The 20081-nt window shown below is 70.7% G+C and carries 26 protein-coding genes; 9 read left to right on the plus strand and 17 right to left on the minus strand.

Annotated elements, in window-relative coordinates; genetic code table 11:
• The first annotated feature begins 56 nt into the window (after window positions 1-56).
• A complete protein-coding gene (locus tag ACIGO8_RS07900) occupies window positions 57-818 on the plus strand; it encodes a TetR/AcrR family transcriptional regulator (protein ID WP_399725572.1) in 762 nt (253 codons plus the stop codon).
• Here ACIGO8_RS07900 and ACIGO8_RS07905 read toward each other — a convergent pair.
• Complete coding sequence (locus ACIGO8_RS07905; protein ID WP_399725575.1) at window positions 803-1597, minus strand: SIMPL domain-containing protein; 795 nt, start codon at window positions 1595-1597, stop codon at window positions 803-805. The genes ACIGO8_RS07900 and ACIGO8_RS07905 overlap by 16 nt on opposite strands.
• A gap of 118 nt (window positions 1598-1715) precedes the next feature.
• Complete coding sequence (locus tag ACIGO8_RS07910; RefSeq protein ID WP_399725578.1) at window positions 1716-2837, minus strand: hypothetical protein; 1122 nt, start codon at window positions 2835-2837, stop codon at window positions 1716-1718.
• 148 nt (window positions 2838-2985) lie between these two features.
• On the opposite strand from ACIGO8_RS07910, the gene ACIGO8_RS07915 reads away from it, so the two are divergent.
• From ACIGO8_RS07915 to ACIGO8_RS07930, 4 genes are all read left to right on the plus strand, one after another.
• Window positions 2986-3396 (plus strand): hypothetical protein, encoded by a 411-nt coding sequence (locus ACIGO8_RS07915; protein WP_399725581.1) that lies wholly within the window; start codon window positions 2986-2988, stop codon window positions 3394-3396.
• Between the two features lie 584 nt (window positions 3397-3980).
• Window positions 3981-4211 carry a helix-turn-helix domain-containing protein gene (locus tag ACIGO8_RS07920; protein WP_399725584.1) on the plus strand — a complete coding sequence of 77 codons (231 nt, stop codon included), beginning with the start codon at window positions 3981-3983 and terminating at the stop codon, window positions 4209-4211.
• A 167-nt stretch (window positions 4212-4378) separates the two neighbouring features.
• Window positions 4379-4543, plus strand: coding sequence for a hypothetical protein (locus tag ACIGO8_RS07925; protein ID WP_399725587.1), 165 nt, complete (start codon window positions 4379-4381; stop codon window positions 4541-4543).
• 9 nt (window positions 4544-4552) lie between these two features.
• Window positions 4553-4756 carry a hypothetical protein gene (locus ACIGO8_RS07930; protein WP_399725590.1) on the plus strand — a complete coding sequence of 68 codons (204 nt, stop codon included), beginning with the start codon at window positions 4553-4555 and terminating at the stop codon, window positions 4754-4756.
• A gap of 87 nt (window positions 4757-4843) precedes the next feature.
• Here ACIGO8_RS07930 and ACIGO8_RS07935 read toward each other — a convergent pair whose 3' ends face one another.
• Window positions 4844-5188 carry a DUF6221 family protein gene (locus ACIGO8_RS07935; RefSeq protein WP_399725593.1) on the minus strand — a complete coding sequence of 115 codons (345 nt, stop codon included), beginning with the start codon at window positions 5186-5188 and terminating at the stop codon, window positions 4844-4846.
• A gap of 171 nt (window positions 5189-5359) precedes the next feature.
• On the opposite strand from ACIGO8_RS07935, the gene ACIGO8_RS07940 reads away from it, so the two are divergent.
• The gene (locus ACIGO8_RS07940) at window positions 5360-5710 is read left to right on the plus strand and encodes a DUF6233 domain-containing protein (protein WP_399725595.1); all 351 of its coding nucleotides are present in this window, start codon (window positions 5360-5362) and stop codon (window positions 5708-5710) included.
• Window positions 5711-5730: 20 nt separating this feature from the next.
• Window positions 5731-5943: a hypothetical protein gene (locus tag ACIGO8_RS07945; protein WP_399725598.1), complete on the plus strand. Its 213-nt coding sequence runs from the start codon at window positions 5731-5733 to the stop codon at window positions 5941-5943.
• Window positions 5944-5946: 3 nt separating this feature from the next.
• Here the strand turns inward: ACIGO8_RS07945 and ACIGO8_RS07950 are convergent, their stop codons facing one another.
• The 5 genes from ACIGO8_RS07950 to ACIGO8_RS07970 form a co-directional block, all read right to left on the minus strand.
• Window positions 5947-6873 (minus strand): Ku protein, encoded by a 927-nt coding sequence (locus ACIGO8_RS07950; RefSeq protein ID WP_399725601.1) that lies wholly within the window; start codon window positions 6871-6873, stop codon window positions 5947-5949.
• A 274-nt stretch (window positions 6874-7147) separates the two neighbouring features.
• Window positions 7148-7444, minus strand: a complete 297-nt coding sequence (locus ACIGO8_RS07955; RefSeq protein ID WP_399725604.1) for a hypothetical protein — start codon at window positions 7442-7444, stop codon at window positions 7148-7150.
• A gap of 83 nt (window positions 7445-7527) precedes the next feature.
• Window positions 7528-7716, minus strand: a complete 189-nt coding sequence (locus ACIGO8_RS07960) for a hypothetical protein (RefSeq protein ID WP_399725605.1) — start codon at window positions 7714-7716, stop codon at window positions 7528-7530.
• A gap of 127 nt (window positions 7717-7843) precedes the next feature.
• Window positions 7844-8887, minus strand: a complete 1044-nt coding sequence (locus ACIGO8_RS07965; protein ID WP_399725608.1) for a tyrosine-type recombinase/integrase — start codon at window positions 8885-8887, stop codon at window positions 7844-7846.
• Window positions 8887-9102, minus strand: a complete 216-nt coding sequence (locus tag ACIGO8_RS07970; RefSeq protein WP_399725611.1) for a hypothetical protein — start codon at window positions 9100-9102, stop codon at window positions 8887-8889. The genes ACIGO8_RS07965 and ACIGO8_RS07970 overlap by 1 nt, the downstream gene beginning before the upstream one ends.
• A 483-nt stretch (window positions 9103-9585) precedes the next feature.
• Between ACIGO8_RS07970 and ACIGO8_RS07975 the strand changes: the two genes are divergently transcribed.
• Together ACIGO8_RS07975 and ACIGO8_RS07980 are read left to right on the plus strand one after the other, a co-directional pair.
• The gene (locus ACIGO8_RS07975) at window positions 9586-9900 is read left to right on the plus strand and encodes a hypothetical protein (protein WP_399725614.1); all 315 of its coding nucleotides are present in this window, start codon (window positions 9586-9588) and stop codon (window positions 9898-9900) included.
• On the plus strand, window positions 9900-10187 hold the full coding sequence (locus ACIGO8_RS07980) for a hypothetical protein (protein WP_399725616.1): 288 nt from the start codon (window positions 9900-9902) through the stop codon (window positions 10185-10187). Before ACIGO8_RS07975 ends, ACIGO8_RS07980 begins: the two co-directional genes overlap by 1 nt.
• A 791-nt stretch (window positions 10188-10978) precedes the next feature.
• On the opposite strand, the gene ACIGO8_RS07985 is transcribed toward ACIGO8_RS07980, so the two are convergent.
• From ACIGO8_RS07985 to ACIGO8_RS08025, 9 genes are all read right to left on the minus strand, one after another.
• The gene (locus ACIGO8_RS07985; protein ID WP_399725619.1) at window positions 10979-11275 is read right to left on the minus strand and encodes a hypothetical protein; all 297 of its coding nucleotides are present in this window, start codon (window positions 11273-11275) and stop codon (window positions 10979-10981) included.
• 14 nt (window positions 11276-11289) lie between these two features.
• Window positions 11290-11505, minus strand: coding sequence for a holin (locus ACIGO8_RS07990; RefSeq protein ID WP_399725622.1), 216 nt, complete (start codon window positions 11503-11505; stop codon window positions 11290-11292).
• A gap of 13 nt (window positions 11506-11518) precedes the next feature.
• A complete protein-coding gene (locus ACIGO8_RS07995) occupies window positions 11519-12310 on the minus strand; it encodes a CHAP domain-containing protein (RefSeq protein ID WP_399725625.1) in 792 nt (263 codons plus the stop codon).
• A 60-nt stretch (window positions 12311-12370) separates the two neighbouring features.
• A complete protein-coding gene (locus ACIGO8_RS08000; protein WP_399725628.1) occupies window positions 12371-12868 on the minus strand; it encodes a hypothetical protein in 498 nt (165 codons plus the stop codon).
• On the minus strand, window positions 12865-13329 hold the full coding sequence (locus ACIGO8_RS08005; RefSeq protein WP_399725631.1) for a hypothetical protein: 465 nt from the start codon (window positions 13327-13329) through the stop codon (window positions 12865-12867). Before ACIGO8_RS08005 ends, ACIGO8_RS08000 begins: the two co-directional genes overlap by 4 nt.
• Before the next feature lie 15 nt (window positions 13330-13344).
• Window positions 13345-15210 carry a hypothetical protein gene (locus ACIGO8_RS08010; protein ID WP_399725634.1) on the minus strand — a complete coding sequence of 622 codons (1866 nt, stop codon included), beginning with the start codon at window positions 15208-15210 and terminating at the stop codon, window positions 13345-13347.
• Window positions 15207-18932 carry a hypothetical protein gene (locus ACIGO8_RS08015; RefSeq protein WP_399725637.1) on the minus strand — a complete coding sequence of 1242 codons (3726 nt, stop codon included), beginning with the start codon at window positions 18930-18932 and terminating at the stop codon, window positions 15207-15209. The genes ACIGO8_RS08010 and ACIGO8_RS08015 overlap by 4 nt, the downstream gene beginning before the upstream one ends.
• An 85-nt stretch (window positions 18933-19017) precedes the next feature.
• On the minus strand, window positions 19018-19548 hold the full coding sequence (locus ACIGO8_RS08020; RefSeq protein ID WP_399725640.1) for a hypothetical protein: 531 nt from the start codon (window positions 19546-19548) through the stop codon (window positions 19018-19020).
• Window positions 19549-19556: 8 nt separating this feature from the next.
• The gene (locus tag ACIGO8_RS08025) at window positions 19557-20075 is read right to left on the minus strand and encodes a hypothetical protein (protein ID WP_399725642.1); all 519 of its coding nucleotides are present in this window, start codon (window positions 20073-20075) and stop codon (window positions 19557-19559) included.
• Window positions 20076-20081: the final 6 nt, after the last annotated feature.

Here is a 20081-nt window from a genome sequence, read left to right on the forward strand (position 1 = left end):
GGAGGGCGGCGAACGACTTGATCTTGCCGTTGTCATGTGCTGTGTAGGGTCGGGCCGTGGCGAGAGAACGGTGGAGCGTGGCCGAGCGGCGGGAGGCGCTGCTGCGGGCCGCCGTGGTGCAGATCGAGGCCCGGGGCGTGGCGGCGGTCAGGATCGCCGACGTGGCCGCGGAACTCGGGGTGAGCAACGCGCTGGTCCTGTACCACTTCGCGACCAAGGAGCAGCTGGTCGCGGCGGCGTTCGCGTACGCGGCCGAGGAGGACCTGGCGAGGCTGCGCCGGCTGCTCGGGCGCAGGACGACCGCGGTACGGCGGCTGCGCGCCGCGGTCCGCTGGTACGCCCCGACCGGTCAGGCCAAGGGCTGGCGGCTGTGGATCGAGAGCTGGGCGGCGGCCCTGCGCGACCCGGCGCTCCGCGAGGTCGCCGGCTCGCTCGACCTGGCCTGGAAGACGGCCCTGACCTCGGTGATCACCGAGGGCACGGCGGCCGGCGAGTTCGCCTGCGCCGACCCGTCGGCCGCCGCCTGGCGTCTCACCGCCTTCCTGGACGGGCTGGCCGTGCAGACCATCTCGTACGCGGGCGCGCTGCCCCGCGCCACGATGCTGGAGTGGGCGGACGCGGCCCTCGCCCGGGAACTGGGCCTGCCGGAGCTGCCCGCGAAGGCCCGGGAGGCGCCGGAGGTGCCGGCGGAGCCTTCGCCCCGCAGCGCTTCCGACGGGCCGGACCGGCCGGACGACCGGGCCGAGGGGCCCGGCCGGCCGGGTCACGGGGACGACGCGGGGCCGCGGGGCCGCCGGGACGCTCAGAGCAGTTCGTAGACCGCTGTCACCGTCACGTGCTCCTCGATCTCGCCCGGGGCCAGCGCCGCGCCCTCGCCGCCGTCGGCCGGAGCGGTCGGGGCGGTGCTGGGGCCGGGGCGGACGCTCTCGCCCTCGCTGACCGAGACGAGGCGGCCGAGGCGGCGGCCGCCGAGCCGGGCGTTGTGGGCGGCCTTGTCGTGGGCGTCGCGGTGGGCGGCCTCGCGGGCCCGGGCGCGCAGGGCGGTCGGGTCGGACACGTCGAAGGTGACGCCGTTGATGCGGCCCGCGTCGCCGGTGGCGTCGTTGACCGCGCCCATGACGGGTCCGGCCCGGTCGATGTCGCGGACCTTCACGGAGAAGGTCTGCCCGGCCTGATAGCCCGTCACCTTGCTCTCGCCGCGGGCGTTCTGGCTGTAGACCGGCGTCAGCGAGAGGCTCTCGGTGCGGATGTCGCGGTCGGCGACGCCCTGCCGGTGCAGGGCGTCGAGCAGCGCGGCCGAGGCCGTCTCCTGCGCGGCCATGGCCTCCTTCGCGGTCGGGCGGGTCGCCTCGACGCCGACCGACAGCACCGCCACGTCGGGCGCCTGGGAGGCGCGTCCGTTGCCGATGACGGACACGGTGGACGGCGCCGCCTCCCCGACGGCGGCGGGGCGGACCGTGCCACCGGGCGAGGCGGCGAGTGCCGGCGCGGCGGCGGCACCGAGGAGCAGCCCGCCGAGCGCGGTGCAGACGGCGAGTGCGCGCAGCGGGCCGGAGAGCGGATGTGCGGCTGGGGGCTGGGGGTGACGGGGCGTCATGGGCGTTCCCTTCGACGGTGGTCGCCGGTGCTCGGCGCGCACATCCCACCAGCCGCCGCCCGCCGCGTCCTCGCGCCACTCCTGGCGCGGGCCCGCCCTTCACCTCTCCGTACCAGGCTCAGCAGTGCAGGGCGAGCGGCGGGCGCCACACGCGGCCGTCGCCGGCCGTGCCCGGTGTCGGGTGGTAGGCCAGCGGTACGACGTGGGTGGCGGCCGCCGTCTCGTTGCGGGTGCCGAGCCACAGGTCGATGATCTGCCAGGGCCGGCCGTCGAGGACGGTGACGGTCCTCGGCTGGCCGCCGCAGCTGTTGCCGTTGAAGATGCGGCGGCCGTAGGCGGGCGCCGTCCATCCGACGTTGCCGGGGGCGGTCCAGCCGCCGTAGAGCGTGGGCGCGGTGGCGTAGCCGATCGGGGTGCCGGCGCAGTAGCCGCAGGCGGGATCGGCGTAGGTGAGGACGTACAGCCGCTGGACCGGGTCCCAGTAGCCGCCGGGGCCCTCGACGTGCCGGAGCCCGGCGACCTCGCTCACTCCCGTGCCTCCGCCGCCGCTGCCCCATTCGTCCAGTTCCTCGATGCCGAGGTGCGCGGCGCCGGGAAGGGTGCAGACGAGGGCGGGCGGGTCGCCGGCGGTGCCGGAGTCGATGAAGCCGAAGTCTCCGTTGCCGGTGCAGTAGGAGAGCCGGGGTTTGCGGTACGTGCCGTCGGCACCGGTCTCGGTGCCGGCGATGCCGTATCCGCAGGGGCCCGCGGCGGAGGCGCAGCCCATGACGTTGTACGCGTTGGAGCGGTCGGTCGACCAGTGGCGCGGGCTGTTGAACCAGAGGAGGAAGGCGCCGTCGTCCCGGCCCCAGCCGGAGCGGCGGATCATCCTCGGGTTGAAGCAGCCCTGGCCGGTGCCGCCGCAGGTGTCCTGCCAGGTGCGGCCGGTCCACGGGTCGGTGGCGGTGCGGTCGAAGAGCGGTCGGGGGGCGCTCCACGGCCCCTGCGGCGCGGGCGCGGTGGACACGCCGAAGCCGCACCAGGGCGTGGTCGGCCGGTACCACTCGAAGCCGCAGCCGTACATCGAGCCGTACATGTAGTAGACGTCCTCGAACTCGACGATCTGGGCGTCGTGGAGGTCGAGTCCGGTGATGGTGAAGGCGGCGGGGGTGGTGTCGGGGCGTGCGGCCGCCGGGGTCGCGGCGCACAGCGCGGTCGTGGCGAGCAGGAGGAGAACGGTGAGGACGCGACGAACGAGCACGAGTGATGATTATCAGACAAATCATCAACTTTCGTCACGGACACGCACGGGCCCCCGCCCGTCGGCGGCCCGCCAAGGGCGTTGTCGGTGCCGCTTGGTACAACTGCTCCCATCAGCCGATCAACGCCGTCGGGGACGGGGAGCACTCATGACCGTGTCGCACTATCTGCAGGGACTCGGCGGTCTGCCGACGTTCGACTTCCCGGAGCGGGACGCCGACGTCACGCTGCCCGATCCCGCCGCGGTCGCGTGGCGGCTGTCCGCACCGACCTACTGCGACGCCGGCGACGAGCAGTGGGAGCCGCGCTTCGAGCGCTTCCTGGCCGCCGTGGACACCACCCGGGTGCGCGCCCTGATCGTCGGCGGCTGGGACGAGGCGTACGAGACGTCGTCGGAAGGCATCGTCAAGGCGCTGGTCGACGCCCGCGACCGGCTCCCGGCGCTCGAGGCGGTCTTCATCGGCGACATGCTGTCCGAGGACTGCGAGATCAGCTGGATCGCGCAGACGCTACTTGACCACTCGAGCAACCTGCAGCATTCCCTGACCCAGACCTCCTGACCTGGCATTTTGCGGCGGCGTACATGATTAGTTGATCGGTAGCCATCGCGTGTTGACCAAGATCGTCTCCCAGTCGTTTCCCACCACTCCCCCAGCCATGAACCAGGGCCGAGTCGCGAAGCACCCTCGAAGGCACCCAAGCTGACTCGGCCCTGGCATATGGCCAACGAATGTCTCGTACAAGGATCACGCCATGAGAGACACTCGCTGGCGCGACCACCCGTCATTGTGGGACGGGTGACCGTTAGGGGCCGCTTCCCGCTCGCACGCGGGGAGCTGGCGAACTGGAAGCGGTCCCGTCGGCGCCACGAGACCTGAACTCGCACCACCGAACCTCTCGGTATCCAGTTGTTTCGTCCCTCAAGGGGCGCTAGAACGCGTCGGCTGAAGCGCGTCCCGCCCCTCCGAATCGAACAAGTGTTCCGCCTGGACGGTACCGCCACTCTCCGGCATATGCCAGACGGTGTCGCCACCGATGCGGAGCGTGCCCGTCCGCGCAGGTATAGGGTGCACCCGGAACCATGATCATTAAAAGCGGCAAAATAGCTGCTGACAAACGATCATGATCGGTCGAGCTTGGTCGAGTGCCCGCCGACCAGCCCGAATGGATCATCCACGCCCTACAGGCGCTCGGGCTCCGCGTCCGCGACGCCCGCATCTACGCGAACCTCACCCAGGAGGAGCTTGCCGAGCGGGCAGCCATCGACAGGTCCACCATCCAGCGCATAGAGCGCGGCCAGAGCGACGCCAAATTCAGTCACCTACTCCGAATCGCCAGCGTCTTGGGCCTGACGGTGCAGGACCTCATTCCCTAAGCTCAAGGCACACCCCACCCACCGACGCCTCACGGGCATCGTCCGTGCGGACCACGTCACGAGTGTGTCCGAAAGACGCTCCTGCCGAAAGGGTGGCGCCTGCATTGGTTGACGCGCGGCAACAGTTCGGGGCGCCCGATGTCAGACCCCGGCCGTAGGCTGGGCCCATGCCCGAGACGCCGGAGATACCCCGCCAGACGGCCGCGGAGCTCAACGAAGAGATCCGTCAGCTCGTCCGCAGCGGCCTGTCGAACGCGGCCGGCGCCGAGTATCAGCGGCTCGTCGTCGCCTGGGCTGAGGCGCTGCGCGCCGAGCAGGATCTGGCCGCCTAGGATCTGCCCGTGGCAATCGAACTTCCTGACGAGCTGATCCAGCTCGAAGAAACGGCGTGGGTGGAGATCCAGGCCAGGGCGCTCACGGTCGATACTGCGATGGCGGTCCAGCAGGGCATCACCGAGCTGGCCGAGGCGACCGGCGAGAGCCGATACGACGTCGAGGCGGCGCTCAAGAAGCATGTGCGGCATCGAGAGTTGACAGCCGACTGAGCGCATCCAAACCGGCCCAGCCGGCGGTAGATAGGGCAGAGCCCCCGCTCATGCACGTCGGCTGAGCGGGGGCTCGCCTGCGCGCGGCTACGGGCGCCACGCCTCGTCGTAGTCGGGATGGCCGACATACGGCAGAGCGAGCAGCTTGAGCACGTCCCACGCGGTGAAGGTGCCGGCGATGTGGGCGTCGTGCGGGCCTGCTGGCGCGATGCCCCCGACGATCCGCCGCTTGGAGTCGATGTCGGCGAGCGTCTTCGGCGACTGCTGCACATAGTCCACCTTGGTCGGGTCTTCCTGCTCACCGCAGTAGAAGCACGCCCCGCGCGCGGGATCGACCCAGGGGTCCTGACACCAAGGCTCATGCCACGCGGGCGTGGCTACGGGCGCGGCTTCCTCGTCATAGCGGACGTTCAGGAACTCCACCAGGTCCACGGGTGCCTCCAGGATGCGCCCCGCCCGTCGGTCGCTGTGCCCCGCGGTGGGGCCCGACGGGCGGGTCCGGTATCAGCGTCGCCAGAAGACGCGGATGGATGGCAGCAGAGTACGGCCCGCCACTGACACCCGGGGTGACTCCAGCCCGCCCGGACGAATAGAATCGAACTTGTGTCCGATGGTGAGCCGACGTCCCCCGAGCTGGAGAAACTCCGGTTCCTCTACCGCGTGCAGCTGCAGCAGGTCGCCCAGACGCAGCGGTGGATCGACGCCGAGCTGGCCCGGGTCCGCGAACGCGCCTCCCGCCGGCCACTCCCCGACGGGCCCGCCTACGTCCTCTCCTACCTGCGGGCAGGCGGCCAACCCACCGCCGACAGCGTTCACCTCGGCGACTGCCGGCAGGCCAGCCACCACACCCGGCCGCTGACCCGCGAGCAAGCTCTCCAGGCCATCACGAGCGGCGGCCTTCGCGCGTGCGAGATCTGCCGGCCCGACTCCGAGCTCGGCGTGCTGGACAGCTGACCCCGGCGCACCCTGGAGGCATGAGCGGCGCACCCATAGTCGTCCATCGACCCACCCCGACCGGCGGCCGGCGAGTCACCGCCCGCGAACAGCCCCTCGGTCTGGCCCACGACGACAGTGACGTCGTGGAATTCCTGCGCCGGGCCGGCCTCGAAGGCGCCGAAGACCTCCTCGACGACCCTCGCTGGGTCGAGTGGCAAGGCGGCCACGCGCACGAGTACGAAGCCGCGTGATCGCTACGAGGCCCGCTTCCGCGCCGCTTTTTTGGCCGGCGCCTTCTTCGCTGCCTGCTTCTTCGCAGGGGTCTTCTTGGCCGTGGCCTTCTTCGGCTTCGGCATCTCGTGCACGGTGGCCGGCCCGCCGGTCTCGCCGCGGGACTCCTTCGCCTTCGCCACCGACGCCTCAAGCGCGGCCATCAGGTCGACGACCGGCGCCGCCTCCGGCTCCTCACCCGCGACCAGCTTCGGCGCCCGATGCTCGGCCTTCGCGCTGATGACCTCGACCAGCGCCTCGGTGTAGTGGTCGGTGAGCCAATCGCCGAGGTCGGCCAGGTGCTCCACGCTCATGGTCTCCATCAAGGCGAGCGCGCCCGCGATCTCGTGCTCGCTGATGTCGGTCTCGGGCGGAGCCAGCTCGGCCGGCGAGCGGATCTCGTCGCCCCAGTGCAGGCCCTGGATCACGAGCGCCTCGCCGAGCGGCCGCATCAGGCCCAGGCGCTCGCGGCCGCGCAGCGCGTACTTGGCCACGGCCACCTTCTCGTTGCGGGCGAGGGCCTGGCGCAGGAGGCTGTACGGCTTGGCCGCGACCGGGCCGGAGGGGCGCGCGTAGTAGTCGCCGGCGCCGTAGGAGGTCGGGTCGATCGAGGCGGCGTCGACGAACGCCACGATCTCGATCGCCTTCGCCGTCGGCAGCGGCATGCCGGCGAGGTCCTCGTCCGTGATCGAGACGAGGTCGCCCGTCGTGACCTCGTAGGCCTTGCCGATCTGGTCCTCGGTGACGATCTCGCCGTCGATCTCACACCGCTTCTGGTAGCGGATCCGGCCGCCGTCCTCGAGGTGGATCTGCCGGAAGCGGACGTCGTGCGACTCGGTCGCCGGCTCCAGGCTGATGGGCACGGTGACCAGGCCGAACGAGATCGCGCCGTTCCACATGGGGCGGGGCATCGGGCTCCTCCAGGACGCCCCCCTGGGGTCTGACCTCAGGCTATGCAGACCCGCGCCGTGATCGCACGCCTTATGCCTCCCGCGGGGTGGACCGGGAGGCGGGCGCGGCCCCGCCCGTCGCAGCGGCAGGCGGGGCCAGCGCGGTCCCTCTCCGGGGGTGGGTTGCGAGGACCGCGTGCGCACACCCTGCACCCGCTGGCCCGCGCGGCGCTAGAGCCGTGCACGAAAGAGACAACGGCATATGACGAAGCCCGCCCTGGCGTGGGCTTCCCCGCTACGTGCGGCGCCGTCCACCCATCGGCGTGCTGATGGCGCGGACGCTTCCCCTCGGCTCCTGGCGCCGCTGCTCCAGGAGCTGCGCATCGAAGGTGCGGGCAAGCGCCCGGGCCTCTTCGAGGCTCGCCGCGCAGTCGATCCAGGTCCTCCGGCAGTCCGTCAGGCTCCACACCTCTGTCGTCCATGCGAACTCGTCGTCCGGCGGCTCGAAGGTGATCTCGCCGATCCGGTCATCACCCTCGATGAGATCGAAGCGGCGTTCCGAGCCGTCGCTCGGACGTATCTCCAGCGCCATGGCGAGTCCCTCCCAAGCGGCGATCTACGGAGGCTAGGTCCGCCCCTTCGGGGAGCGCAACGCAATCAGCGCATAACGTCTTGTTAAGCGCCCGGCTTGTTGCGTCGAGCCTTCTCGATGGAACGGATCAAGATCTTGCACTTCCAGAGCTCGCGTCGTTCCAGTTGCGTCAGGTTGTCCGCGAGCTTGGCCACCTCATCCCATGCGGCTGAGCGTGCCGCTCTGGCGGCTAGCAGGTCGCGCCGGGCCAGCGCGGCCTTGAGGGCGTCCATGTAGGCGGTCAGCTGCCTCTTCGCCGCCTTCTGCCTCTTCGAGAGAGTGGTGCCGCCACCACCAATCCTTCGGGGGCGGTCTGCCCAGGCCGGGCCGCCAGTCAGAAGATGCGCCCGCGGACGTGCCCTATGCGTCACGGGAGACCTCCTCTGATTGAAGCCGAGCGGCAAGTCGGGCGGCGAGGCCGTAGGCGGGGTGGTCGTCGAGGGCACGCCGGCGTCGGTTGTACCGCTGGGTGGTGCGGGGGTCCGTATGGCCCACGGCGTCCTGGACGCGTTCCAGGGGGACGCTCTCGGCGAGGTTGTCGGTGATGAACTGGTGCCGGAGTGTGTGGGGCTTGATGTTCGCCGCGGCGGGGATGCCGGCCCGGCGCGCCAGGACGCGCAGGTGCTTCCACACGCCAGTCTGTGTCCAGCGCTCGCCCGTTTCCGTTACGAACAGCGGCCCTTCGGCTCGGCCGTCGAGGTACCGCTCGAGGGCATCCAGCGCCAGCGGCGGCACGGGGACAAGCTGTCGCTTCCCACCCTTCCGACGCAGAGGCAGTGTGCGGTGGCCGCGGTCGTACCCGAGGTCGGTGACGTTGAGGGTGAGGGTCTCGTCGATGCGAGTGCCTAGGAGGTAGAGGACGGTGACGAGGGCGTAGGAGCGGGGCGCCCACTCGCGGGCGATGGTGATGAGGCGCTCGACTTCCTCGGGGGTCATGCCTTGGGTGGGGCTGTGGTCGGGGTCGACGAGGGGGCGCTGGACGTGGCTGAACGGATTGAGGGCGACGGCTTCGAGGCGGATCGCGTAGTCGTAGAAGGAGCCGGCCGCGGCAAGCGCCTGGGCTTGGGCGGACGGAGACAGGAACCCGCCACCTCGTCCTGGCAGCTGGGAGAGGTGGTTGGCGTAGGCGTCGGCGAGCGGCAGCTTGGCCTGGAGGGGGTGGATACCGGCGCCGCGGGCGTAGGCCTCCCAGCGGAGGAAGTTGCGGGCGTAGGCGCGGCGGGTGTGGGCGCTCTTCTGTCGGGTGCACCAGGCGCCGGCCGCAGTAGGCAGGGGGTCCTGCTCGCCGTACAGCTCTTCGAGGCGGGCGCGGAGCTTCTGAGCTTCGGGGTGCCAGTCGTCGCGAGGGTCGTGCCGGTCGGTGGAGATCTCAGACGACTGGCGCAGGGCGGGCTGGGCCTGCATCAGGCGGGCTGCGCGATGAGGGCCGGCCGGAAGTCGTGATGCGAGCCCTCGGGGCACCTCCGGCAGAAGCCGGGGTCGTACCAGTCACGGTGGACGTCGCCGATGTGTCCACAGTCGGCACACGGGTGGGTGCAGGTGTAGGCCGTGCATCCCTTGCTGACGTCGCCGACGATGACTCCGCCGCACAGCTTGCAGGTGTCGGTTCGCTCGTTCATGACTGCCTCCATGGATGGTGAGTAACTGTCATTATCAACCATCGAGTTGCGTGATCGCCAGCACTGCAGAGGGGTTGCTCTGGGCCTACTCGGCTACTTCCTCTGCATAGACCTCAGGCATCGGATGGCCCTTAGGGAAGCGCATCAAGTGCCTCTGGGCGTTGTACTCGACATCGGACCGATTCGCGTCCGCGTAGCGAGAGTGGCCGCCGCACTCACACCGCCAGTGGTAGACGAGGTACGTTTCGCGGCGCACCGGCCGCGAAGGACCGCCGAGTGCGCGTCGAACCCGCTTGAACATGACCATCTCCCTCGCCCCTGCGCGAGGCCGGGGTCTCCAGTCGCGGCTCCGATGCGGGCGACGCGCGATACGGCATCTTATCGGCGGTCGAGCACCCCAACAGGAGTCGCCTGGCGACCGGTTGGCGAATGAATCCCCGCCGTATGTCTTGACTGCAAGTCTTGAGTTGCTATCAAGAGTACATGCCTAAGAGTGACAAGCCGAGGCTCCTGCCCAACGGCTTCTGCTGGTGCGGCTGCGGCCGTGAAGTCGGCATCGGTAAGTTCTTCGCCCAGGGCCACGACAAGATGGCCGAGGCCGCCCTCATGGCCGTCCGCTACGACGCCTCAGTCCCTCGCTTGCTCGCCGAGCACGACTTCGGTCCCGACAACTCGGTCACCGAAGCAGCTGTCAGAGAGGGATCCTGGGAGTACTGCCCGCAAGGATGCGGATACCCGGGCGCCCCGGCGAGCATCGTGAACCACATCCGTAAGTACCACACGTCAAAGGAGACTTGATGCCCGCACGATTCCGCTCAAAGGATGCCACGGTCCGCTGGCACGGCACCGACAGCAGGACACCGGCTGGCCACACCCTGGCTTTGGGAACCGACAGCCTCGGCACCGTGTACCTCTGGCTCTTCAAGGGTGACCAGCCCACTGATGAAGCGTTCGTGGGGTCGATCATGATCCCTGACCGGCCTGGCGTCGCCCCGACGGCCTACGACGCTGGCGGCGGGTTCGCTGGCTCCGTCTACAACGAGAAGGAGACCTTGGCGAAACTCGTCGAGCGGGCAGCTCACTGACCGACGCGGCGTCCCGCCTAGTGCAAGTAGGCGGGACGCCGCCGACAGACTATCGAACACAGCAAAAGGCCCCCACCGCGCGATGCGCGGCGGGGGCTTCGTCACTCCTCCTGCGGCCAGTCGGGCTCCAGGAACAGGCCCTCGTACTGCGGGGCGGCCTGTCTTTCCGCGCCGCAGCGCGAGAGGGGGCGTTCGTCATGGCGTGGAGCTCCGGCCCTTCAGCGGCGCCGGTGGCGCGGCCTGTGCCCGCTGACACGCGAGCACGTTCGGGTCGCCGGCGAGCGGCTGCAGCGTGTACCCGTCCGGGCAGGCCTGCCCGGCGGCGCCGTCTCTACCGTCCTTCCCCGCCGGTCCTGCGGGGCCGGGCTCGCCCTGCGGCCCTGCCGGCCCCGGTGGGCCGGTCGGTCCCGGCGGTCCGGACGCCCCCACGCCGTCCGTACCAGCCGGCCCCGGACTCCCCGACGGACCAGGCGGCCCGCTCGGGCCGGGCTTCCCCGCAGGCCCCGACGGGCCAGGATCACCCGGCGGACCGGTCGGCCCGGGCGGGCCCTCCACCGTGCGGCCCGGCTGCCCGCGCGATCCGGGCGGGCCAGCGACCGGCTGCCCGCCGAGCTGCTCCACCTGCGCGGCGAGCTGGTCCCGCGCCTGGTTCGCGGCCTGCAGCTCCAGCTGCAGCGACCGGACCGCGATGAGGATCCCCGCCAGAACCAGCCCGATCGCCACAGCAGCAACAACGGCGAGCATGTCCCCCCGCCGCCAACGCCGTTCCTCGGCACGCAGCTGGCTTCGGGTCATGTGCTCGCCCCCTGGATGAGCAGGATGATCACGGGCATGAGGACGGCGACCAGCGGGATGATGACGGCGCCGATGAGCCACCTGCGGGTGGCGGCCACCTTCTCGGCGTCTTTCTCCCGCACGGTCTCCAGCGCGGCGACCCGCGTGCTGAGCGTCTCGTGGCGCAGGTCGTAGACCTTCTGGTCGACCTTCTCGTCGAGGCGCCGGCCGAGTTGCTGGATGTCGTCTCGCACGTCGGTGAGCCGATCCTCGAATCGGCGAACGACCTCTCCGAGGGTCGGCTCATCAGTCATGCGTAACGCTCCGTTCAGACGCGCGGGGTGTGCTTGGCGGCCCAGCCGCTGACGAACGTGATCGCGGCGGGGACGAGCGCGACGACGAACGGGGCCACGCTGTCCGGCATGAACGACAGCAGGCGGGCGTTGTCCTGCACGGCGGCGAGGCTGGCGAGCACGCCGGTGGACGCGATGTAGGCCGCGGCCGTGCTGGCCTTGACCTTGGTCTCGATGGTCTTGTTCGGCACGAGGGTTCTCCGTTCAGGTGTTGAGTCGGGATTCGAGCGCGGCGACCTTGGCGGACAGGGCCTCGATGGCGGCGAGGAGGTCCGCGGCGTGCTGGTCGCCCCAGACGAGGAAGGTGGCGGCGCGGCGGGTCGGGTCGGTGCCGGCCGGGGCGGTCGGTGAGTTGAAGCGCCTGCTCCATACCTCGTCGGCGGCGGCCTTGGCGAGCTTCTTGATCTCGGCGTCGGTGAGCGCCACGGTGGTCTCCTTCACGGGGGGCCGGGTGGTGGAGGTCTGAGCGGCGACCGAGGCCGAACGCGTGCCACCCAAGGCGGGGTCGGCGCTGATGGTGTCCTCGTCGAACTGAGGGACGCCGTAGCCGTAGGGGCTGCCGGGGCCGCGGCGCGGGCGGGAGCGCAGGTACACGCCGTCGCCCTGGAAGCTGCCGCCGGCGTTCGTGTTGCCCTCGACGGTGTAGATCGTGTCGTCGTCGTAGGCGTAGACGACGCCGACGTGGTCCTGCCCGGAGGTGCCGAGGTAGAAGGGGCCGCCGAGGACCGGGTATTCGGTCCAGCGGCCAGCCTTCTTCCACCACTGCACCGCGGTGTAGCAGGAGGCGGTGATCGGCCAGCGGTCGCGGGCGCCGAGCTCGTCGGCGCCCCAGGCGGTGAACGTGGCGCACCACGCCTGGCCCTGCGACCATTCCAGGCCGGGGACGTTCGGGCTGAACTTCTGCTGGTTGTTCCAGTTGCCGGACGGGTCGCGGCCTTCGTGGTAGCCGACCTGCGCCCGGAGGAGGTTGACGAACTGCGTTCGGGAGAAGGCCATGCGGACTCCAGACATGGAGAAGGCCCCGGCCGTCGGCGCGGGGCGTGGGGGCGGGAGCGGTCAGGAGGCCGTCTCGTAGGTGAAACTGCATCTGAGGAAATTCGTGCTGGCCCAGGTGTAGGGCACCGTCGCGGTCGCGGCGGAGAGGTTGCTGACGGAGCCGGTGGCCGGGAACCACAAGCCGAACGTCGAGGCGCTGGTGTTGACGGTGACCTGGCCGGCCGCGCGGATGGAGCCGGACGCCTGGGCGACGCCGATGCGCAGGCCGCCCGAGTTCGTCGAGGTGAACGGCAGACCCAGGCTCCAGTTGCCGGAGCCGTAGGTCGTGGTCGTGCCGCACGACAGCTCGACCTGCACGTGGCAGGTGCGGCCGACCTTCATGTAGACCCCGGTCAGGGAGCCGTTGCCGAGGACGGGGTTGGTGGTGGATGCGGTCCACGTCGGGGTGTACGACGTCCAGGCCGCGAACATCGAGTTGAGCTGATCGCGGATCTCCTGGTTCATGGTGGCGGCCGTGACCACCTCACCGACCACCCAGGTGCGAGGGGCGAACGTCATCTGCGGTTCAGCTCCTCAGGCGGCGGCGGGGGCGGGACCGGCCGCTGCTTCTTCGGCGGCGGGGGCGGCGGAGGCGGCGCCGGGGCCGGCGCGTCCGGGTTCGTCCAGTTCCGCAGGTGCGGCTCGTCGATGCCGGCGAGGGACGCCTCGACTGCGTCCACGTCGTCCGGGAAGACCACGAGGACCCAGCCGCGGCCGCACTCGGTGCAGGCCATGCGCGGGTCGGCGGGGCTGACGACCTGCGCGGACCCGCACGTGCAGGAGCTGATCCACCGGTTCTGGTTGATCTCGGCCCACGCCTGCGCGCCGAGGAGGAAGCCCTCGGGCGGGGTGAGGCGGCGCTGCTGCACGTACTCGACCCAGCGCCAGACCCGCTCGGCGACCGGGACGAGGTCCCAGGCGTCGGGCGGCAGCTCGGGCGGCGGGGTGTAGAACGTCTCGGCGCGCACGACGTCGATCACGCGGCGCCTCCTCTCTCAGTAGGCGAGCCGGGTGGTGGACCCGAGCACGGAGTAGGTGGGGTCGTCGAGGACCCACACGGCATCGGTGTTGGTGCGCGAGGTGTGGTAGTCGAGCCGGTGCGTGGACTGGCCGATGGTCTCGGTGTAGCCCTCGACCGTGACGACCGCGGTCGTCGCCGGCGCGGTCGCCGGCATGCCCGTGACGGTGATGACCGTGGAGATGTCCGCGGCCAGCAGGGCCTGGAACGTCGCCTGCGGCAGGGAGTAGGCCTCGACGGGGATGGTGCGGATCTCCGGCTGTGGGACGGCGTACCGCGACACCGTCCAGTAAGCGGCGTCGAGGACCTCGTTGTCGGAGGTCTTCAGCAGGTCGAGCTGCTGCCGCTTCGGTCCGAAGGCGGTCCGGGATTCGGCGGAGGCGACACGCTGGGTGGCGCCGCCCGGCCGGGACGCGGTGACCGTGTTGATCAACTTCTGGTCGTCCATGAGGCTGTCGACGTCGCCCGTCTCCAGGTCCGCGTAGGCGAGCGTCACCGACGAGGTCGGGTTGTAGCGGACCGTGCGGGCCTGGAAGACCAGACTCGCGGTGCCGCGGTCGCAGGCGAGCTTGCCGCCCTCGGTCGTCTCGACCTGCCGCATCATCTCCAGCGCGGTCGACCCACCCTCGCCCTGGGAAGCGACCGCCGAGAAGTCCCCCGACGTGCTCACGGCGCCGATGCCCGCGTATCCGGCGAGCCGCAGGACCCGCTGGTCGGCGTCCTCACCGGAGAAACCAGAGAAGCCGGCGGTGTAGTGGGCGGTGAAGGCGCTGATGGCCGGGGCCGGGTTGGGCGCGTGCAGCGCGATGTGGCTGATGCTGCCGGACCACAGCCGGTCGTTCGCGTAGGCGCCGACCGTCAGGTACTGCAGGCCGAACATGCTGTCGACGCTGACGGGGATCGCCGCTCCGCCGTCCACGTAGACGTTGCCAGTGGACTCGTCGTACACGAAGTGGTGAGGCTGGCCGTCGGCGAGGTTGGCGGTGGCGGCCACCGACGAGCCGTACCCGGACAGCGGCCCGCCGACCGTGGTCCACTGGGCCCTCAACTTCCCGGTCCCCGATTCCAGACTGAAAATGATCTCGTACTGCCGGTCGTCGGAGCGGGCCGCGAGGATCACCCGGCCAGAGGTCGAGGTGGTGAACCACGCCTCGATGAAGAGGAAGTTGGCGCTGCTGGTGGTCGCGAAGTCAGGCCCCATGTCGCCGGTCAGGTACTTGCCCGCGGTCGCGGAGGCCGGGGTGAACGTTGGGGCGCCGAGGCCGTCGGCCGGAGGGCCGGCGCTGTCGCCGAACGTCAGCGTTCCGCCGGCGCCGGCCTGCGCGATCGCCAGCGATCCGGCGCCTCTGCCCGCGATGTCGCCGGCGGACGTCGACGAGGCGGGCTCGGACAGCGGGAAGTAGGCGAGGGGCGCGGCGAGCAGGACCTCCTCGACGAGCAGGGCCTGCAGGGCGTCGTCGCCGCCGAGGAGCGCGAACAGGTCCACAGCGGTGAGGACGACTGTGTCCTGCAGGCCTTTCCACTTCTGTCCCCAGTCCGTGACCATCCCGTAGAACCGGCGGTAGGTGACGCCGCCCACGATGACGGACACACGGATCGGGCAGGAGGGCCGGATGTACGGGTAGTACGGGCCGGCCGCGTTGCCCGCGGTGAACCGGCCGTCGGTGTTGTCCAGGAGCAGGCCGAGGGTTCCGGCCTGCGTCTGCGACAGCTCGTCCGACGCGCCGCGGGTGATGCGGATGGCCTGCCGCAGGTCGACCCACTGGGTGATGTCGGTCCACGTGATGGAGGCCGCGGTCGGGGCGTACCCGAACGCGGCCTCCACCAGAATCGTTGACGTCATCGCATCAGCTCCCCTTCGGGCAGGCCCATGGTCCGGTTGAGTCGGACCAGAACACGGCGGAGTTCCTGGCCGGTGGCAACCGGGTCCAGGGCGCCGTTGACGGTGATGTTGTAGGTGACGCCCGCCGGGGTGCTCGCGCCCGGCGCCGCCGCTGCGAGCGCGCGCGGCGCGGCCGGCTGGAGCATGGCCATGCGCGCGCCGACCGCATCGATCGCCCGGCCCACCAGCGGTACGGACGCCAGCACGCCGCCGCCGATGGAGCCGCCGAAGTTGGCGCCGATCCCGTGGCCCACGCGGCTGGGGCTGCGGATGCCGAGCGCCTTCTTGATCGCCTTCTCCATGCCCTTGGCGATCGCGACCATCTGCGCCTCGATGGCCTTCTGCTGGTCGGACAGGCCCCGCAGGAAGCCCTTCCCGGCGTTCTTCCCGGCGTCGTACATGATGTCCGCGCCGGTCATGCCCAGCGAGTTCGTCGCCGAGTCGAGGCTGCTCTGGGTCTTGTTCAGCGCGGCCAGGCCGCTCCACGGCATGCTGGCGAGCGCGGACGCGTAGGCGTACCCGGCGTCCGGGCCCATGGCGAGGATCTGCTGCAGCAGGCCCCGGTTAAGGCCCCGCTTCGCCAGGGTCTGGATGTAGGACGTGAACTGCCGGACCTTCGCGAGCTTCTGGCCCAGGCCGGCCTGGATGCTGCCTGCGGTCACCTCCTCCTCGGACAGGCCCAGGCTGCTGAGGCTGGTCTGCTCCCGGGCGGCCTGGGTGAGGTCGGCCCGGTACTTCTGGGCGGCGGCGATCCGCGCGGCGAGCGCGTCCCGCTGCGAGGCGAGGGACTGCAGCCGCTTGGTGTCGCGGTCGACCATCCGCACCAGCGTGGTGTCACGGGTGGACCGGGTGCCTTCCCACGCCTTCCAGATGTCCTTGACCAGGTCTTTCGCCGTCGCGGCGATGGTGGCCTTCGATCCGGTGAGGCCCTTGACGATGCCGGCCCGGACGTCCTGCATGAGGGCGAGCATCTTCTTCGACGGTGACGCGATCTGCAGCTCGGCCCGGACGCCGGCCTCGACGCCGGCGGCCATGAGCCGGGCGGCCCGGTCCACCTGCGCGCGAGACGAGACGAGTCCGGCGACCAGGCCGCGCCCGGCGTCCTGCCCGGCGCCGAGCTGACGCGCCATGCCCATGGACGTGCGGTGATCGAAGACCTGCTCGCCACCCCGCATCCGGACCAGCTCGGGGCCCTCTTCGCCGACAAGGGCCCAGCCCGAGGCGGCGCTGTCCGTGCCTGAGGCGTACTTCGGGAAGCCGCCCGGCCCGTTGTGGCCCTGAGGGGACACGACCCGGTCCGAGGAGTAGACCGTCGACACGTAGGTGACTGCCGTCTTCCCGTTGAGGGCGTCCAGCTTCCGACGCGCCTCTGCCAGCTGCGCTTCAAGCTGCGCAATGTTCGCCCTGACCTGGGCCTTGCGCGCGTCGGGGACCTTGCCGAGCTGGGCCTTGGCCGAGTTCAGCTTGGCCTGCAGATCCTCGATGTCGCCCTTCAGCTTCGCCGTCTTGTCCGGCGCCCGGAGGATCTGATCAGCCAGCTGCCGAGCCGCAGACTCGTTGAGACCCATCTGCCGGGCGTTGGCGATGAGCTGCTGCCGGCCCCGCTCGTAGATCCCGTTGACGGTGCCCCACGACGCGCCGGACTCGCGTGCCGCCGCGGCGGCCGCGTCCGTCTTGCTGGCCAGGTCGTTCAGCGCGGTCGCGGCCGTCCGACCCTTCTCCGTGGACAAGTCGAGCGCGCCACCGTTCGCCGTCCAGACGCCCGCGTTCTGCTTGGCCGCCTCCGTAGTCTGGTCGAGGGCCTGCTCGAACGCGATCTGCGCCGAGATGCCCGCGCGGTTCACGTCATTCAGGGCCTGGATCGACTGCCGCAGACCGTCCGTGCTCAGCTTCTGCGCGTCCAGCTTCTGCTTCGTCGCCAGCGCCTGCTGACCGAACAGACCCATGCTGTCGGCGGCGAGCTGCTGCTCGAACTGCGCATCCGCGAGCGCGGACTGGTAGTCGTCCAGCTGGCTGGTGAACTGGCTGGTGTCCCGGCCGCCCTTGCCGTACTCCTCGGCCAGCCGCTTCGCCGCGGCCGCCGCCAGGTCGGCCTGCCCGCTGCTGACGAGGGACGCGAGCGATTTGTCGACGGCGTCGAGGTTCTCCTTGGCGCGCTTCACCGGAGTGGAGTCCCACCCGGTCCAGCTCACCAGGAACTGCTGCACGGTGTCGAGGGTGCTCGGGTCTGTCAGGGAGCGGACCTTGTCGTACAAGCCGCCCAGGTCCGAGCCGAACGCGCGCGCCGCCTCGCCCGTAACCTGCGACGTCGCACCAAGCTGCTTCAGCGACACCGTCAGCTTGTCCACGTCGGGCGGCGCCTGCTCGGACGCCGCCGCGATCTCCGACAGGGCGATGACGAGCAGGCCGATACCCGACCCGATCAGGGCTGTCTTCGTCGCCCGCGACATCGACGAGAACGCAGCACTCACCGCGGCGAGTCGGCCCGGCGCCCCCGCCGCAGACGCCTGCATCAGCGCGATCTGCGCCGTGAACGCGGCCACCGCCGTCCGGGCCGCCGCCATGCCAGCTGCAGCGATCCGTACCGCCTTGATCGCAATCGCGAGCTGCAGCAGCCGGGTGATCGCCTCCGGCGGCACGGCGGCCACCAGGTGGCTGAGCAGCTGCACGACAGACAGCATGCCGACGCCGACGTCGGCGCCCGCCTCCAGCAGATTCAGCAGCGCGCGACCGACATCCTTCAGGGTCGCGGCGACGGCCGGGCCTTGGGCGCGGGCGAACTCCATGAACTCGCTGAGCCCGCCGGAGACCTTCCCCGAACTGGCCTCGCGGAGAAAATGAATCATGCCGTCCGTGGCCCGCTTCAGCGCGCCGGACGCCCAACCGTCCACCTTCTTCATGAAGGTGTCGAAGCCGGGCGAGGCGACCGCGCCGCCGGCCACCGTCATCAGGCGGTCGAGCTGGGCTGCCGCGGTCTTCACCGTCGGCGTCAGCTTCGGAAAGATCGCCCCGACGACACCCAGCCCCTTGACCAAGGGCTGCATGGTGTTGCTGGCCAGAGAGTTGGACCACGCCTTGTATTGGTCCTTGAACACGCCGAGCGCGGCCGCAGCTTCGCGCGTGGCGGGCGGCAGCTTCTCCATGGTGCGCGCGTAGGCGACCTGGGCCTTCACTGCCTGCTCAGAGGACTTGCCGTTCTCCTCGACAGCATCGGTGTACTTCTGCTCCGCCTGTGACGCCTCCGACAGCGCAGCCACCTGAGCGCCCGCAGCCAGGGCCAGCGCCGCCATGCCGACACCCGCAGCGGCCGCCGCCGAAGCCACCGGCGCCAGCGCCGCCGCCATAGGGATCACAGTCGGCGTAAGCGCCAGCCACGACATCTTCAGCTCACCGCCGAGACGCCGCGCCTCGTCAGCCGCGCGAGACCAGTCCGCGAGCGGCCGGGAAGACTCGCCAGTCCGATGCGCCATGAGCGCCGCCGCGTCCGCGACAGACACGAAGCGCCCTTCAAGGTCATGCAGGCGGCCATCGGCATCCTGGGTGAGCGTGAGGAGCGCCCGGCCCGACCCGTCGGAAGCGTCCTCCATCTGCCGGCGCAGACGCTCCGCCGAGTCCCCAGCGTGGCCGAGAACCCGGGACAGGTTGTCGCGGCCGTCGAGGATGAAGGTCAGGCGCTCCGCCACGGTCATTCACCTCCGTGCTGCTGTTGGGCGAGGTAGTCGTCGATCCACAGCACGTAGGCCTCGAAGTCGTCGACGAGGAGGTCGTCTACGACGGGGGCTGGGATGTGGAGGAGGTGGGCGAAGAGTCCGAGGTACTCGCGCCGGTCGGCGTCGATTCCTCGGTCGGGCCGCTCGGGCCGGCGGTCTCGTCGGCGGTGGCCGCCGGGTCTTTTGGGGCCGCGGCGAGCCGCAGGATCAGCTCTCGCGCGAAGTCGGGGTCGCACGCCGCGTCGACGATCGGGTGCAGCGCGATCAGGACGGCCTCGGGGGCAATGCCCTCATCGATGGCGGCGACCGCCTCGGTCGCCCACTGCTCCACCTCGGTCTTGTCGAGGCGGACGGTGAGCTCGTCGACGAGCGGGTCGAAGTCGGCCAGGCGCAGCGTCGGCTCGCTCCGCTTCTTCACGGCCCAGGCCACGGCGCGCATCGCCTCGGGATCGTCATCGGCGAGCAGCTCCTTAACCTTCCTCCAGGTCGTGTCGAGCGCGCGGGAGATGATCGACGCCTCCGCCGTGCGGATGCTGCGAAGGTCGAAGTGCGCGGCCTCGCCGCCGGCGGGGGTGTAGACGATGAGCACGGGTTCTCCTAGGTGAGGCTGCGGCGGACGTCGTCGATGACCTTCTCGACCTCGGCGCGCATGCGAGGGGTGTGCTGGCGGACGGTCTTGTCCCACCACAGAGGGGTGGTCCACTGGTTCACCCAGCGCCTCTTGTTGCCGAACACCGGATGCCGGATCCGACCGTTGCTGCTGTTCATGACCCACGGCATGTTCTTCAGGTCCGACGGCAGCGCGGACCGGTCCACCCAGACACGGGCGCCCGGGTTGCCGCCCGTGCGGACAGACAGACGGACCGCCTCGGCGATCGTGGCCCGCAGTGGCCGCGTCGTCGGCGACGGGCCGCCGCGCTTCCCGGGCTTCCGCGGCTCGGCGGTGATGGGCAGGTTGCGGATCGTCTGCTGCAGATCGTTCTTCAGAGGCTCGCCGGCCCGCCGGATCCGGCGGACGTAGTTCGCCTTGAGCCGCGGGCCGCCGGCCGCCTTCAGCCGCCGGGACAGCTCGATGAGCTGCCCAGTGCCGTGGATCTGAACCGAACCGACGGCCACAGCGCA

The organism is Streptomyces sp. NPDC053493 (assembly GCF_044544825.1).
Taxonomy (GTDB): Bacteria; Actinomycetota; Actinomycetes; order Streptomycetales; family Streptomycetaceae; genus Streptomyces.

Excerpts from the sequence above, each read along its gene's own strand:
- ACIGO8_RS07985 (WP_399725619.1), bottom strand. The coding sequence starts at position 11,275 with ATGACTGATGAGCCGACCCTCGGAGAGGTCGTTCGCCGATTCGAGGAT.
- ACIGO8_RS07950 (WP_399725601.1), bottom strand. The coding sequence starts at position 6,873 with ATGCCCCGCCCCATGTGGAACGGCGCGATCTCGTTCGGCCTGGTCACC.
- ACIGO8_RS07915 (WP_399725581.1), top strand. The coding sequence starts at position 2,986 with ATGACCGTGTCGCACTATCTGCAGGGACTCGGCGGTCTGCCGACGTTC.
- ACIGO8_RS07975 (WP_399725614.1), top strand. The coding sequence starts at position 9,586 with ATGCCTAAGAGTGACAAGCCGAGGCTCCTGCCCAACGGCTTCTGCTGG.
- ACIGO8_RS07970 (WP_399725611.1), bottom strand. The coding sequence starts at position 9,102 with ATGAACGAGCGAACCGACACCTGCAAGCTGTGCGGCGGAGTCATCGTC.
- ACIGO8_RS07905 (WP_399725575.1), bottom strand. The coding sequence starts at position 1,597 with ATGACGCCCCGTCACCCCCAGCCCCCAGCCGCACATCCGCTCTCCGGC.
- ACIGO8_RS07965 (WP_399725608.1), bottom strand. The coding sequence starts at position 8,887 with ATGCAGGCCCAGCCCGCCCTGCGCCAGTCGTCTGAGATCTCCACCGAC.
- ACIGO8_RS07960 (WP_399725605.1), bottom strand. The coding sequence starts at position 7,716 with ATGGACGCCCTCAAGGCCGCGCTGGCCCGGCGCGACCTGCTAGCCGCC.
- ACIGO8_RS07945 (WP_399725598.1), top strand. The coding sequence starts at position 5,731 with ATGAGCGGCGCACCCATAGTCGTCCATCGACCCACCCCGACCGGCGGC.
- ACIGO8_RS07925 (WP_399725587.1), top strand. The coding sequence starts at position 4,379 with ATGCCCGAGACGCCGGAGATACCCCGCCAGACGGCCGCGGAGCTCAAC.
- ACIGO8_RS07980 (WP_399725616.1), top strand. The coding sequence starts at position 9,900 with ATGCCCGCACGATTCCGCTCAAAGGATGCCACGGTCCGCTGGCACGGC.
- ACIGO8_RS08000 (WP_399725628.1), bottom strand. The coding sequence starts at position 12,868 with ATGACGTTCGCCCCTCGCACCTGGGTGGTCGGTGAGGTGGTCACGGCC.
- ACIGO8_RS07955 (WP_399725604.1), bottom strand. The coding sequence starts at position 7,444 with ATGGCGCTGGAGATACGTCCGAGCGACGGCTCGGAACGCCGCTTCGAT.
- ACIGO8_RS07995 (WP_399725625.1), bottom strand. The coding sequence starts at position 12,310 with ATGGCCTTCTCCCGAACGCAGTTCGTCAACCTCCTCCGGGCGCAGGTC.
- ACIGO8_RS08010 (WP_399725634.1), bottom strand. The coding sequence starts at position 15,210 with ATGACGTCAACGATTCTGGTGGAGGCCGCGTTCGGGTACGCCCCGACC.